Source organism: Anaerotalea alkaliphila, assembly GCF_010179735.1.
Classification (GTDB): domain Bacteria; phylum Bacillota; class Clostridia; order Lachnospirales; family Vallitaleaceae; genus Anaerotalea; species Anaerotalea alkaliphila.
Genome location: NZ_JAAEEH010000056.1, coordinates 1 through 14,039 on the forward strand (window position 1 = coordinate 1; position 14,039 = coordinate 14,039).

The 14,039-nt window shown below is 43.7% G+C and carries 16 protein-coding genes and 1 pseudogene; all 17 read right to left on the reverse strand.

From position 1 onward, the window contains the following. Positions 1–109: 109 nt before the first annotated feature. Positions 110–1,345: a phage portal protein gene (locus GXN74_RS13375; RefSeq protein WP_162371446.1), complete on the reverse strand. Its 1,236-nt coding sequence runs from the start codon at positions 1,343–1,345 to the stop codon at positions 110–112. A gap of 67 nt (positions 1,346–1,412) precedes the next feature. Next, positions 1,413–1,721, reverse strand: coding sequence for a hypothetical protein (locus GXN74_RS13380; RefSeq protein WP_162371447.1), 309 nt, complete (start codon positions 1,719–1,721; stop codon positions 1,413–1,415). A 130-nt stretch (positions 1,722–1,851) separates the two neighbouring features. After that, a complete protein-coding gene (locus GXN74_RS13385) occupies positions 1,852–3,453 on the reverse strand; it encodes a terminase TerL endonuclease subunit (protein ID WP_162371460.1) in 1,602 nt (533 codons plus the stop codon). A gap of 96 nt (positions 3,454–3,549) precedes the next feature. Continuing rightward, complete coding sequence (locus GXN74_RS13390) at positions 3,550–3,774, reverse strand: DUF7678 domain-containing protein (protein WP_162371448.1); 225 nt, start codon at positions 3,772–3,774, stop codon at positions 3,550–3,552. Between the two features lie 14 nt (positions 3,775–3,788). Next, on the reverse strand, positions 3,789–4,145 hold the full coding sequence (locus tag GXN74_RS13395) for a DUF7698 family protein (RefSeq protein WP_162371449.1): 357 nt from the start codon (positions 4,143–4,145) through the stop codon (positions 3,789–3,791). 103 nt (positions 4,146–4,248) lie between these two features. Then, positions 4,249–4,560, reverse strand: coding sequence for a hypothetical protein (locus tag GXN74_RS13400; protein WP_162371450.1), 312 nt, complete (start codon positions 4,558–4,560; stop codon positions 4,249–4,251). Continuing rightward, positions 4,557–4,805 carry a DUF4314 domain-containing protein gene (locus tag GXN74_RS13405; RefSeq protein WP_162371451.1) on the reverse strand — a complete coding sequence of 83 codons (249 nt, stop codon included), beginning with the start codon at positions 4,803–4,805 and terminating at the stop codon, positions 4,557–4,559. The genes GXN74_RS13400 and GXN74_RS13405 overlap by 4 nt, the downstream gene beginning before the upstream one ends. Beyond that, positions 4,789–5,472 carry a virulence protein gene (locus GXN74_RS13410; RefSeq protein ID WP_162371452.1) on the reverse strand — a complete coding sequence of 228 codons (684 nt, stop codon included), beginning with the start codon at positions 5,470–5,472 and terminating at the stop codon, positions 4,789–4,791. The genes GXN74_RS13405 and GXN74_RS13410 overlap by 17 nt, the downstream gene beginning before the upstream one ends. An 82-nt stretch (positions 5,473–5,554) precedes the next feature. Then, positions 5,555–6,787, reverse strand: coding sequence for a site-specific DNA-methyltransferase (locus GXN74_RS13415; RefSeq protein ID WP_162371453.1), 1,233 nt, complete (start codon positions 6,785–6,787; stop codon positions 5,555–5,557). After that, entirely contained in the window at positions 6,777–7,943 is a 1,167-nt protein-coding gene (gene metK, locus GXN74_RS13420; protein ID WP_162371454.1) for a methionine adenosyltransferase, read from the reverse strand. The genes GXN74_RS13415 and metK overlap by 11 nt, the downstream gene beginning before the upstream one ends. 21 nt (positions 7,944–7,964) lie before the next feature. After that, a complete protein-coding gene (locus GXN74_RS13425; RefSeq protein WP_162371455.1) occupies positions 7,965–8,516 on the reverse strand; it encodes a P27 family phage terminase small subunit in 552 nt (183 codons plus the stop codon). A gap of 104 nt (positions 8,517–8,620) precedes the next feature. Next, positions 8,621–8,980, reverse strand: coding sequence for an HNH endonuclease (locus GXN74_RS13430; protein WP_162371456.1), 360 nt, complete (start codon positions 8,978–8,980; stop codon positions 8,621–8,623). A 141-nt stretch (positions 8,981–9,121) separates the two neighbouring features. Then, a complete protein-coding gene (locus GXN74_RS13435; protein WP_162371457.1) occupies positions 9,122–9,547 on the reverse strand; it encodes a DUF1492 domain-containing protein in 426 nt (141 codons plus the stop codon). Beyond that, positions 9,544–9,768 carry a hypothetical protein gene (locus GXN74_RS13440; RefSeq protein ID WP_144742814.1) on the reverse strand — a complete coding sequence of 75 codons (225 nt, stop codon included), beginning with the start codon at positions 9,766–9,768 and terminating at the stop codon, positions 9,544–9,546. Before GXN74_RS13440 ends, GXN74_RS13435 begins: the two co-directional genes overlap by 4 nt. Then, a pseudogene (locus tag GXN74_RS13445) lies at positions 9,765–11,122 on the reverse strand (SNF2-related protein). The gene GXN74_RS13440 and the pseudogene GXN74_RS13445 overlap by 4 nt, the downstream one beginning before the upstream one ends. Beyond that, on the reverse strand, positions 11,119–11,406 hold the full coding sequence (locus tag GXN74_RS13450) for a VRR-NUC domain-containing protein (protein ID WP_162371458.1): 288 nt from the start codon (positions 11,404–11,406) through the stop codon (positions 11,119–11,121). Before GXN74_RS13450 ends, GXN74_RS13445 begins: the two are co-directional and overlap by 4 nt. A 150-nt stretch (positions 11,407–11,556) precedes the next feature. Continuing rightward, entirely contained in the window at positions 11,557–13,905 is a 2,349-nt protein-coding gene (locus GXN74_RS13455) for a virulence-associated E family protein (RefSeq protein ID WP_162371459.1), read from the reverse strand. Positions 13,906–14,039: the final 134 nt, after the last annotated feature.

Here is a 14,039-nt window from a genome sequence, read left to right on the forward strand (position 1 = left end):
AGTGGTTAAGAAATTTTAGCACTAAAAAATAATGTGAAGTAAGTGACTCTGTAAAGATTGAAAAGCATCGATTTTTAACGGTGCTTTTCTTTTTACTCAACATTATCACTTACTTTCCATAAAACGCACCTGCGTCCTGTAATTTTGTCATGGCACCATTGATGAGGTAGAGATCGCCACCTAAGGATCCTGGAATTCTATCCAGATTCTCAAGCTCCCTGATATCATTGGCGCTCATCCAACCGTTCTGACGGGCAGTGGCATATCCACTCATTCGACTTACATAATCACCACGCAATAGACCATCCACATTAAACTTGATAAAAACGTTAGGTTTCTCGCTTTCCATGAGAAGTGCCCTACACATGGACTGTTCCCAGCGGACAACCCAAGGGTCAAGGGTGTATTTTACAAACTCCAGTGATTGCTGTTCGATGTTACTAAAGGACGACTTCTCTAGATCAGCAAGCATATGAGGAGGGACTCTAAAAATACGAGCAATCTCATTGATCTGAAACTTTCTGGTTTCAAGGAACTGTGCCTGCTCAGGTGAAATGCCAATCGGCTGATACTTCATACCTTCTTCTAGAACAGCCACCCGGTGGGCATTACCACTTCCTTGATAGGCTGCATTCCAGGATTCTTTAATCTTCTGAGGGTCCTTGATGGTACCGGGGTGTTCTAAGACGCCACCCGGTGAAGCGCCATTAGCAAAAAACTTAGCTCCATATTCTTCAGTTGCAATGGCAAGACCTACAGCATTTTTCGCCATGGCTATGGGTGAATATCCCACCAGTCCGTCAAAGCCAAGTCCTGGGATATGAAGGACGTCCGATGGTGAAAGATACACCTGATTTTCTCTACCAAGAGATGGAACATCCTCATTGCCACGCTGATACAAATAGAAAAGCCGACCACTTGAATCGCGATCGACCGTCATTTTATTTGGCATTAGTGGATAGAGAGAAATCACTTCTCCACGTGCATTTCGAATAATCTGAGCATATGCATTTCCCCATAATAAAAGATGACTCATCAGCGTTTCTCTAAAGGCAAAAGAAGTCATCTCAGGATTTGGTTCATCATGAAGAAGCTTATATAAAGGGTGTTTTAGGTTTTTCTCCTTGCCACCTGAATCATTGTATTTGTAAACATGAAGAGGCAAACCAGCTAAGGTCTCCGATAAGATTCTTACGCAGCTGTACACTGCGGTCATTTGCATAGCGGTTTGCTCATTGACCGGTTTTCCAGCACTGGTACTTCCAAAAAAGAAACTGTAGCGGCTTCCACCAAGAGCATCTTTAGGTTTGTCTCGGGCCTTAAATATTCCTTGCAGTATTCCCATGGACATCACTCTCCTTAAAATGGATATGAAAAAAGCACCTCGTTTGAGATGCTCATAGATATTGTGTTTATTTTAATTTAGTTGAATGGCAAAACTCTAAATATTTTTTAACTGCAGATCTTAATGAAGCCATTCCATTTTTAATATTTGAGCCTGGTGTAAAACTAATACCAGTAGGTGCTGGACGATTAAGACTCTCGTCTTCAGATGAATATTCAAGCAGCTCAACAAGGCTGCGACCACCATCCTTTGAAAATTCTTCATCTAAGTTCATTTTCAGACTTTCTTCAACTCTTCGACAGCGGCTAATACTGTCTGATATAGGACGACTTGAAATTTTGCCCTGTAGCCAATTGCGGTAAGCATCATCACGCATATTCATCACCTCAATAGTATTTTACCCTAAATACACGTGGATGTGTTTGACAATTGAAAATTGATGAAAACTGATTACATAACGGTGTTGAAGATGATGTATTGCGTTGAGATGTTATGCAAAACTAATCTCAGAATACTAATAAACCTCTGTCATCATAAACAGAATTACCAGTTTCTTCACCACAGCGGATCGCTCGGTCAAGAGCCATGATTGTAGCCACAGCACCATCTATCTTTTCAGTGGATTTTTCTTTGTCTGCTTTGATGTTACCAGCAGGATCGGTTCTAATAAAAATGTTGTCCATCATCCAACGGAGAACAGGATGACCTCCATGAGCGATTTTTTCTTCCAATGTCAGCTTCATCAGTTCCTTTGTTGGCGGAGACATATCCTTGAAGCCCTGCCCAAAAGGAACAACGGTGAAACCTAAATTCTCTAAGTTCTGTGTCATCTGAACTGCGCCCCAGCGGTCAAAGGCGATCTCACGGATGTTATATTTCATTCCAAGTTCCTCAATGAAAGTCTCAATGAATCCGTAGTGAACAACGTTACCTTCGGTGGTTAGAAGGAATCCTTGTTTCTCCCAAACATCATAATTCACGTGATCCCGTCTAACCCTAAGATCGATGCTGTCTTCTGGTATCCAGAAGTATGGAAGGACCACATATTTGTCGTCTTCATCCAGTGGAGGAAATACAAGTACAAAGGCTGTTATATCTGTAGATGAAGAAAGGTCCAGCCCGCCATAGCAAACGCGACCTTTGAGGGCTTCTGGATTAACAGGGAAAGCGCAGGCATCCCATTTATCCATAGGCATCCAGCGAATAGCTTGTTTAACCCATTGATTGAGTCGAAGCTGCCTGAAGCTGTTTTCCTCAGCGGGGTTTTGTCTCGCAGACTCGTAGGCCATTTTTACTTTATCCATACTGACAGTGATGCCGAGGGATGGATTTGCTTTCTTCCATACCTTTGGATCAGACCAGTCATCTTCGAGATCTGCACCGTAAATAACTGGGTAGAAGGTAGGGTCGTTCTTTCTTCCTGCCATGATGTCTAGAGCTTTCTGATGCACTTCCCAGCAGATGCTGTTTTGATTATCTCCGGCAGTGGTGATAAGGAAGTACAAAGGCTGCATCCTAGCATCACCACTACCTTTTGTCATAACATCATAAAGCTTTCGATTGGGTTGAGTATGGAGCTCATCAAATACAACCCCATGGGTGTTAAAGCCGTGCTTGTTTCCAACATCCGCTGAAAGCACTTGATAAATGCTTCCAGTGGGTTGATAGATAAGTCTTTTCTGTGAGTCCAGAATCTTAACTCGCTTTGATAAAGCTGGGCACATTCGTACCATGTCAGCTGCCACATTAAAAACGATGGAGGCTTGGTTACGGTCTGCAGCGCAGCCATAAACCTCAGCACGTTCTTCGTTATCACCACAGGTTAAGAGCAGGGCAACAGCCGCCGCGAGCTCACTTTTTCCCATCTTCTTTGGTATTTCTACATACGCAGTATTAAATTGACGATAGCCATTTGGTTTTATGGTTCCAAATAAATCTCGGATGATTTGCTCTTGCCAATCTATCAGTTCAAAGGGCTTTCCTGCCCAGGTTCCTTTGGTATGGGAGAGGCATTCAATAAAACCAACTGCATAGTCCGCCATCTCCTTGCTGTAATGAGAATCCTTCGCCATGTAAGAGGTTGGTTTATACTTCTTTAGTTTTCGAATATGCGGACACCTCCTTTAAAAAGACATAAAAAATAGACCATAAGGTCTTCTGCAACGAGGAAAAGAGCCATACAGCCCTGTTCCTATATCTTGTTGTTAATTGTATTCCTTCATCAATATTTCAAGTGCAGCTTGCGCATTGGCGTCGATGGGTTCAATGTCCCAGCCTCTATCAAAGTTTGCAATGATCTGGCCATCTCGCTTTAGCATCACTTTTGATATTCTACCCTCATCAATGCCGTAAGGGGAGCCTAAGTCAAAGCTTTTGATCCAGTACTGAATGGTTTTGTTTTCGACTTCGATTTTACCTTCTCTCCACATGGTCTAAACCCTCCTTAAATTCTAACCAAGATTGCCGGTAGCATTTGCTTTTCACCGGTCTGCCAGTCGGTGTAGCTTGTCTTAACCTTGGTAAGTCCGTCCATCCTGCAGCCGTGCTTTTCAAATTCGGCAAGGGTTGCGATCAGTCCTGAGAAGGTGCTTGAAATGGTGATGTGGTCGATTCCATAGGCTCTGCAGGCTTTAACAATGGGTTCAATGTCGTAATCCCAAATGACCTCAGAAAAGTCGATGGTGTCGTTTCCTGCTTCCTTGCTTCTTTCGTAGGCCCAGTACATGGTGCTGTTGATTCCTGACTCCTTAAAATTTGCGCCGGTTGCTTTGGCTTCTTCAAACGCTTTGATTTCTTTCATGTTCTCATCCTCCATTTAGTGTGGTTTTGTTTTGGTATTACATATATCACTCTAAACGAGAATAATAGCAAGTCATTTCTGTAGTAATAGAGCAGGTTTTCAGTTAATCTTCAATCGCTGTGTAACGCGGGAATTCGTAACCTTCAGGATTGGTGAGTATCTTTTCACCGGTGTCTTTGTTAATGACCCTGATGCATCGAAGCTCACCTTTTTCGTTGGTCCCACCATCTGATTTCTTGATCCAGGGCTGATCCTCTAGAAAATTGCTGGTAAACTTTTTAAACTCTGAATCATTGAGTTCAACTTCTCGAATCACAGTGTAATCAGAACCAATGACGCCATCTTCCTTTGCCTCTTCGGTTGCTTCCTTTAGTTCCTTAAGGTTGTAGAACTTTCGTCCAAATAGTGCCTTCATTGCGATTCCTCCTCCCTGGATTTTTCATCGATTACCCTGCAGGAATCGACGCCGTAAACCACATTCAAGCTGCTGCCGTTGTCCCATTGAACCATGATGGAGCCTGTGTCATCAACGCCCCACACGGTGCCTTTTGTGCCCGCTGGTGGCGCTTGCGCATCATCCATCCAAAGGAGCTGGACCCTGGCGCCAGCGGCGTACTGCTTGCGTAGGTGGGCCAGTCTTTCTTTACTGATCGGTTTCACTAGGAGCACCTCCTTTAAAAGCACTGCTTCCTGAAAGGTTTTGAAGGAGGATCTTTCTGTGGGTTTTGAATTCCTCTCCAATAAAACCGAGGCGGAGAAGGAAGCAGCGGAATGCGTATTTCTCATTGTCGACTTCTTTTTCTTTTACAGTGATTCTCTTTTGGGTTTTCGCCATCTCACATAGCTTTGTTATGAACTGGGAGTAAGCTTTTATCTCATCTGGATTTGGCAGCTTTGAAAACCAGGGGAAGCTAATGCGTTCATCATCGGCTTCAATGGGAAGTGCATCCACATTGAGGGCTTTTTTAATGAGGTTTCCTTTTGCTTCTAGCAGTTTGGCTAGCTTCTCCAGGTCCTCATCGGAGAGGGAGTCTTTTGGAATCTGGATGATGAGTCCAGTTTCCTCGGTCTCCGCTTCAGCAGGAGCGGGTTCATCCACATCAGCTTCAAACCCTGCATCTTGCAGCTTTTTCATCAGCGTCTTGATATCCTCTTGAGCCACTTCGGGGTCAAATGTTAGTTCTCCGTCTTTTCCGATGTGGTAAGGTCCGACCTTGTAAGCGCAGGATGGGACCCCCAGATACTTTGAAGGAACCTCTGTGATTTCGCTGATGAGCTTCACCAGTCTTTTTCGTTCGTTTCCAGTTACGTTGCAATTGATTTTCATGGTACTGACCTCCTTGTTTTTGGCTTACTACATATATCACTCTAAGCGATGTAAATAGCAAGTCTATCTTTCGATAGTTGTGTTATTTATTTTCAGGGAGGTCACTGTAGCGGTATTCTTTGCCATCACGCAGGAGATAGACATCATCTGAAGTCTGTGCTCCAGAAATGAACCTTTCGACTATAACGTCGCAAAACTTCTCATCTAACTCAATGGTGTGACAGATTCGCTGGGTCTGATCGCAGGCAATAAGCGTACTACCAGAACCGCCAAATGGATCGAGAACAATGCAATTGCTAAGACTTGAATTGAGAATAGGATGGGCCACAAGAGCCACCGGCTTCATTGTTGGATGAGAGCCATTCTTCTTAGGTTTTTCAAATTCCCATATGGTGGTTTGCTTTCGATCAGCGTACCAGTTGTGCTTGCCTTTTTTCTTCCACCCAAAGAGCACCGGTTCATGCTGCCATTGGTAAGGGGACCGACCAAGGACCAGAGATTGCTTCTTCCAGATGCAGGTGCCGGAGAGGTAGAAGCCAGCTTCAGAGAAGGCTTTTCTAAAATTCAGTCCTTCCGTATCTGCGTGGAAAACATAGATAGAGGAGTCCTGGGTCATGACAGCTTCTGTATTGGTAAAGGCTGCCAGTAGGAATTCATAGAAAGCAGAATCACCCATATTGTCGTTTTTGATTTTTCCGGCAGAGCCTTCATAGTTTACATTATAAGGGGGATCTGTCACCACTAGGTTTGCCAGCTTTCCATCCATAAGAAGCGTGAAGGTTTCAGCTTTGGTGGAATCACCGCAAACCAGCCTATGAGGCCCTAGCTTCCAGACGTCACCAAGTTTTGTCATGGCGGGTTTTTCCAGCTCTGCATCCACATCAAACTCATCATCGTGAATGCCTTCCTTCAGGGAATCCTTAAACAGGTCGTCCAGTTCAGAAGGATCAAAACCTGTAAGAGAGACATCAAAGTCAGCACCTTGCAGATCAGCAATAAGAAGAGCTAGCTTATCCTTATCCCAGTCACCGCTGATTTTATTAAGGGCAATGTTGAGCGCCTTTTCTTTATCTTCATCCATCTCGATGACCACACACTCAACTTCGGTCATTCCTAAATCCAGGAGCACTTTTAATCTCTGGTGGCCGCCTACAACTCTACTAGTGGTCTTGTTCCAGATGACCGGTTCTACATATCCAAACTGCTCAATGGAGCGTTTAAGTTTATCGTATTCTGCATCCCCGGGTTTTAAATCCTTACGTGGATTATAGTCAGCGGGAAGTAAGAGCTTAGTTTTCAGTTTTTCAATCTTCATATCTTTCCGCCACCTTTCTTAAGTTTAGATTGAAATCCACATTCTCCCACGGGAAGAGTGATGAGTTAAAATGACCGTAGGTTGCTGTATCAGAGTAGATTGCATTTCGAAGGCGCAGCTTTTCAATGATAGCAGCTGGACGTAAGTTGAAGATTTCATTTACCAGTGCACTTAAATCCTCGTCGCTGATTTTTCCCGTGCCAAAGGCTGTCACATTTACTGAAACTGGATTTGCTTTTCCGATGGCATAAGAAATAGCGACCTCGCATTTATCAGCAAGCCCGCTCCAAACAATATTCTTAGCAATGTACCTGGCCATATAGGCACCGCTTCTATCAACCTTAGTTGGGTCCTTTCCGCAGAGTGCGCCGCCGCCATGAGAAGCCAGACCACCATAGGTGTCGACCATGATCTTTCTTCCAGTAAGTCCAGTGTCAGCAGCAGGACCACCCTCAACAAATCTGCCTGAAGGATTGATGAGAATTTCGGTTTCATCATCTAAGGGGAAATCCTCGAAGCACTGCCAGAGCACGTTGTTTAAGATATCTGATTCTAGCTGCTTTTGGGTTTTATCTTCGTGGTGCTGAACAGAAACTACCACAGTCTTAACGCGGATAGGTTTATCCCCATCATACTCAACAGTAACCTGTGCTTTGCCATCGGGGAGGATACCCTTGATGATTTTTCCCTTGCGACATTCATCAATACGCTTTACGATTCTATGAGATAGAAGTAAAGGTAGAGGAAGCAGTTCACGGGTTTCGTTGGTAGCATATCCATATACAGTGCCTTGATCACCAGCACCGATGGAACCGTACGGATCAATGATTCCATTTCTTGCTTCAAGTGCTGTATCTACGCCAGCAGCAATATCTACACTTTGGTGATGTACAAACACAAATACTGTAAATTTCCAAGGACTGTATCCCACCTCACGAAGTACATTTTTTACGATAAGTCGGATGTTAATTTTTTCGCTGCAGGTGATTTCGCCCGCCACGATGATTTTTCCTTTAGTAGCCATGACCTCACAGGCCACACGTGAAGCTTTGTCTCTGCGAAGGCAAGCATCCAAAATGCTGTCAGCGATTAAATCAGAAAGCTTATCAGGATGTCCCTTGCAGACACTTTCTGCGGTTCTGTAGTTTTTACTCATATCATTATCTCCCATCTATTTTTATTTGCCCCTACGAGCAGAAAGCAATCTCTCCATCACATCATCCTGAGGATTTGATCCTTTGTAGTCGCCAGTACAGTTTTCTTTTACAATCTGGAATATTTCAAACCACAGACGATTGGTCTGGTTCATGTAGTTCTGGCCCATGGATACATAAGGACTTTGAATGGCATTTCCTGTGGTGGGGTGCTTAGCAAGAAAGCCATACTCTGTAATGGCCTCTTCACATTGAATCCACCTGGCAACACTCATGGAATAACGTTCGAGGAGCTGTGGAGAAACCAGAGCAGCACAACCACGCTTATCCAGCCACTGCCATGTGGCTTTATATATTTCACCTGCCACCAGAGCCTTGCCATCTTTTTGTATGGCTTCAAGCATCTTATTGGGTTCAGGCATTTCTTGTCCCTCAAGGTCTGCAGTGTCGGAAAACTCCATCACCGTCAGTTTCCTGCCACCGAGATTACCTTCAGCTATTTTGTCAGCCAGAGGTTTCTTTTTTGCCCCTGCACCAACACGAGCGCCACCTCTGTTCGTACCGTCTTTTGCCAATGATCACACCTCCTTTACAAAGTGGGGGCTATACCCCCGTTTGAATCTGCGTTTTTTAACACGACACCCCAGCCCGCTGTCCGGATTGAAAAGTTGTAGAGATTTTACCTTCCCCACCGGTCACCACTCTCAGCGGTAATCGTTGAGTGACATGGCTTACAAAGGGCCATCAGGTTACTTGTTTCATTGCCACCGCCTTTGGAGAGAGGGAGGATGTGGTGGACTTCTTCAGCAGCTTTAATCCTTCCATTCCTTTCACACTCTTCACAAAGAGGATGGGCTTTGATGTAGCGGTCCCTGATACGTTTCCATGACCTACCGTAGCGCTTGTTGGAAGCAGGATCTCGTTGGTACTGGTTGTAGCGTTTGGTAACCACTTTTTTATGCTCGGCGCAGTATTGCTCACTATCAGCAAGCCGACCGCAGCCTGGGTAAGCACAGGGACGCTTAGGTTTATATGGCATGGGTTCACCTCCTTTTGGGCATAAGAAAAGCCCTCGTGGGGTGTTCCCATGAAGGCTTGGTATTAATTCTATTCTCCTGATTATACAATAACACAAATGCAATAGTGGTATCTTGTTGCAAAGTGTTGCAAGATGTGCGAACTATACTTTGACGGGATCCTCAGGAAGAGTTACATGGTTAATGGCTGCATTATGCCACCTGTAAACTGTTGTTCTATCAGCATTAAGTTCATCCCCGATTTGTTCCCAGGTTAGGTTGTGGACGTATCGATAACGAAGTACCATGCGTTCATCCGTGTCTGCAACCTCGTTAATAACACATCGTATCTGTTCTTTGAGCGCTACAAGGTTATCGATTTCCGCATTTATCCTTCTTTCCAAGTCCATAATCCGCTCCAAGCACCTAACAAAATTGCCCTCAGAATTTCTTGAAGTCTGGACCTTCTCATCCCACCTTGGTGATGATACGCTGGTGGCCATTTCTTTTAGACACTCCATCTCTTCAATGTGAGATTGGATTCTTTTATCAAGCCTATATGCCTGGTGTAAATATTCTTTTACTTTCATGGTTCTCTTACCTCCGATCGTATTTTTTTAAGCAGGTAATCTCCATCAACAGAGGTAAGTTCTCTATACCAATCAGAGTGGAAGAACCTCTCCACCTCAGCTTTTGTATATTTCGCAGGTTCATAGCGTGGACGCTTCATCAGCTTCTTTAGCGCATCCCTGTAGTCCTTAACGGCTTGTAAGACTATAGCATTGGCAAGTTGCTCGTATGGATCAATCATCGCTTCACCTCCAATTTAGCTTTTACAGCATCAATCAAAGATGCCTGTGATTTTTCTTTTCTTGTAAGTGCTGTCATAACATCTTCATCTATGGTGCCCTTGGTAATGATGTGGTGAATGACAACCGTGTCCTTTTGACCTTGCCTATAAAGACGAGCATTGGTTTGTTGATAGAGCTCCAAGGACCAAGTTAGTCCAAACCATATAAGGGTGGAACCGCCGCTTTGAAGATTAAGTCCATGTCCTGCACTGGCTGGATGAATAACAGCTACTGGAATGTTCCCATCATTCCAATCCTCAATATCTTTAGGTGTCTTTATCTGCCTTGCAGTAAATCTCTTCTGGATACGTTCCAGATCATGCTTGTACCAATAAGCTACAAGGACCGGTTTTCCGTTGGCTCCTTCGATCAGGTCCTCCAAGGCATCCAGTTTTCTATCATGGATGGTATGTGCCTTGTCATTCTCGCCATAAACTGCACCATTGGCCATCTGCAGGAGTTTCCCAGAAAGCACTGCTGCGTTTGCTGCATCAATTTCCTCTTCACCTAAACTTGCTACCATCTCATCTCTAAATTTAGAATAAATGCTCCATTCCTTTTCGTTCAGATAAACAGGCACTTGGTTTATGACGCATTCAGGCATTTTTAGATAATCTGATGATTTCATGGATATTGTAATATCCGATATCTGGCTATAGATCTTTTCTTCAGCTCCTGGCTGAGGTTTATATGAAAAGATGATCTGACCATTGCGCTTATCTGGCTTGAAGTAGGCACTACGGTAGTGGGTTATGTACCTACCAAGCCTCTGACCTAAATCAAGTATGCGAAACTGTGCCCATAGGTCCATAAGTCCATTACTTGAAGGGGTACCCGTCAGACCAACAATTCTTTTCACAGTTGGCCTAACTTTCAGAAGGCTTTTGAACCGCTTTGCACTATAGGATTTAAAAGAAGATAGCTCATCAACCACAACCATGTCGAAGTCAAAGGGGATTCCGCTCTTGCTTACAAGCCAGTCCACATTTTCACGGTTAATGATATATAGTGTGGCTCTTTTCTTAAGGGCATCTTTTCTCTCTTTTTCAGTTCCAACTGCCACTGAGTAAGATAAGCCTTTAAGGTGATCCCACTTTTTTATTTCTGCTGGCCATGTTTGGGATGCAACTCTTAGTGGAGCTATAATCAATACTTTTCTGATTTCGAATCGATCAAGGCATAGGTCAAAAAGTGCAGTAAGGGTTATGGCTGTCTTTCCTAACCTAAGCCCATATCAAGAAATATTGCAGCTATTGGCTTGCTGGTTATAAAATCAATTGCATACTGCTGATATTCATGTGGTATGAACTTCACTTGGCATCACCTCCCACCTCATTTAACACTTCTTCAATCTCCTCTACACCATCAACGCAGTAAACCAAAAATCCTAACGCTTCCAGTTGTCTTTTTCGCCTTACTTGCAGTGGACGCATCTTATTGCCCGGCGCCTTTAATTCAACAAAGGCCATTCTTCCCATAGGTAGTAGTACAATTCTATCTGGCACACCATCTAACCCCGGACTAACAAATTTTAGTGCCATACCAGCCCTCTTTTTCACTGCTGCCACCAGTTTTTGCTCTATATATTTTTCAGTCACTTGTTTACCTCCCATCTGTCACAAGTACACAAAATCACAAGCATTCCCCTATATTTACTAACGCGCGTATACGTGCACAGGTATTCACTATCTACTTATAAGAAAAAGCATTTCTAATATAAGGGAAAATCTTGTGTTGTGTTGTGTCACCTATTCGCCATATTGATAAAGTCGCTGCCTGCCATAAATCGGCAAACGCTTAATACTGCTGGTTCGTTCCCAACCAGGAATCTGAGCCATAAGTGCTGCGATCTGATAACTATCGGTGGTCTTTAACTCTGGGAGATTACGATTGAAGCATTCACACCAAATTTCTGCATTGCTTACAGAGGTTCGTGTGATAGTACCTGTATGCTTAGCTCCACCAAATTCGCTACCACTTAGGTAATTTCTTCTAGCAAATAAATCCATACTATCCCAGTCATCTGGAAGCAGTGTATTTAGGTACTCTTCCACCATGCCAACACGCTCATCGGCCTCCATGGCACCCTTCTGCGCCTTTTCAGCCTCTTCTAAAACATCACCCTCGAGGTATAGCTTTTCGCCGGAGTTCCATATTTGTTTTGCTTCTGCCCAGAACTGCTGCCTATATGCTTCCGTGAAATTCCAGGTTTTCTTCTGCTTTTTCTGATGCACTTTGATGATCCAGAAGCGGCGGTTCCCTGTGATGTCACGCAAATATCCACGCTCGCCATTTACTGTGGCAATGACGATGCACTGTCTTGGATGGCTCTCTACAACCCTTCCATAGGATGGTCTGTATTTATCATCTGAGGTTGAGAGAAAGGCTTTCACTTTTTCAATGTCGGCTTTCTTCATTCCAGCAAGCTCGCCAATTTCAACCACCCAAAATCCCTGAAGTTTTTCAGCACCCGACTTATCGTCCATATCAGTGAGGGATAATGTTTCAGAATAGAAGTCTGGTGTTACAAGGTCTTTCAAAATTGTGCTTTTACCAATACCCTGATCACCATCAAGCACAGGAACGCAATCAAACTTAATTCCAGGAACATATATCCGCGCAACTGCCGCTGCAAAGGTCTTTCTAGTCACTGTGCGTATATATTCAGTGTCATCAGCCTGAAGGTATTTGATGAAAACATCTTCCACACGCTTTACTCCATCCCACGCAGGAAGGGAATCAAGATAATCCCTTATGGGGTGGAATCTCCTATCATCAGCTACCTTGGTAAAGGCAACATCGTGGTTTCTGCTTGAAAATGGAAGGTAGCGAATATCCATAATGGACTTAAGCTGGGCCGTATCAGCGTCTCTCCAAAACACGTTACTTTCCGGCCTTTCCCATGGAAGTGGTCCAGTGACCTGGATGCGGTTTGATAACTCGTTGAATGCAAAATTCTTAAAATCAGGGTCATGATTCAGGATGAGGTTTAAGTTGTACACGCTGTTTTCGAGCACTTGACTTCTGGGCTGATACTTTAGTTTTTCTTTCCAGTTGTCGCCAAGATCTGTAAAATCCACTTCAGCTTCTGCAAGTTTTTCATTGGTAGCAAAGACTTTCACCTCATCAATCTTCATGGTAAAATCGCACATACTTTTGAAGGACTTCTTAACATCGTCATCACCAAACTTGTGGATACGGACGATATCAAAGGCATTGCATAATTTAAGGTATGCTGGGTCCTTGGCATGATGGCTGTAGACGAACTTGCCACCTTCCTTGATTTCAACACCTGCCATACTGCTTGACTCTATGAAGTGGTAGCGGTCCTCATTTTCTGTTGGCTCGTAGATACCTAACAAAAACTCATCGATTGCTTTTGTTACAGGAAAGTAGACTCTATTGAAAAGCCCTACAACACCCTCCTTTTCAAGAGGGTCCTGTACCTTCTCATGCGAAACTGTATTTGCCTTGCTCTCCCTAGATGAAGTTGGTAGTCTTGTAGGATCAGTCCATTCAGGATGAGCTATTAAAATATCATCTGGATTAAGCCAGTCCTTATCCACTTCCTTATAGATGAAGTTTCCGTTGGATGGCGTACTGGGCCAGTACATCAGCTGATTTGGTAGGTACGAGCACTCATCGAAATAATCAATGCCAAGCATCTGTGCAAGGTACCTTGAAATTGCTACAAATTCCTCTGGTGTCACATCTCTTGTGAGTGGCAGGATAATGCGCACCCTTGGATTTTCTTCAGTGCTACTATGAGTGGAGTATAGAACTGAGGTATACTGGGTATTCGATTCATAGTTTTCAAGAAACTCTTTATCAATGCGGTCACCATCTAAGGCAATCATTGAGCGGAGCTCCACGGTATTGATTTTTCTGCGACCGCCTTTTAGAACACCTGCAACAAAACCACCATGATCTTTTGCATCATCCTTTTGAGCCTTGCTGAATTTGGCATACTCTTCAGCTGATTCTGTAGTCCGGATTGGAGTCTTCAATCTATCTTTTAACTCATCAAATGTGATTTGTTTGTTGACCCACTTCTTTGCCTGTCGGCTGTTCCCGTAGGCAATGGCTAGTTTTCTCAACTTAATGACCTCCTTGTAAGATATTGTTACGGGACAGATTAAGAAATCATCCCGAATGTTCCTTGAAAATGCAACTTTAATATTCGAATGAATCAACAGACACCACGTATTGAATTTCAACCATCTCATAGGTA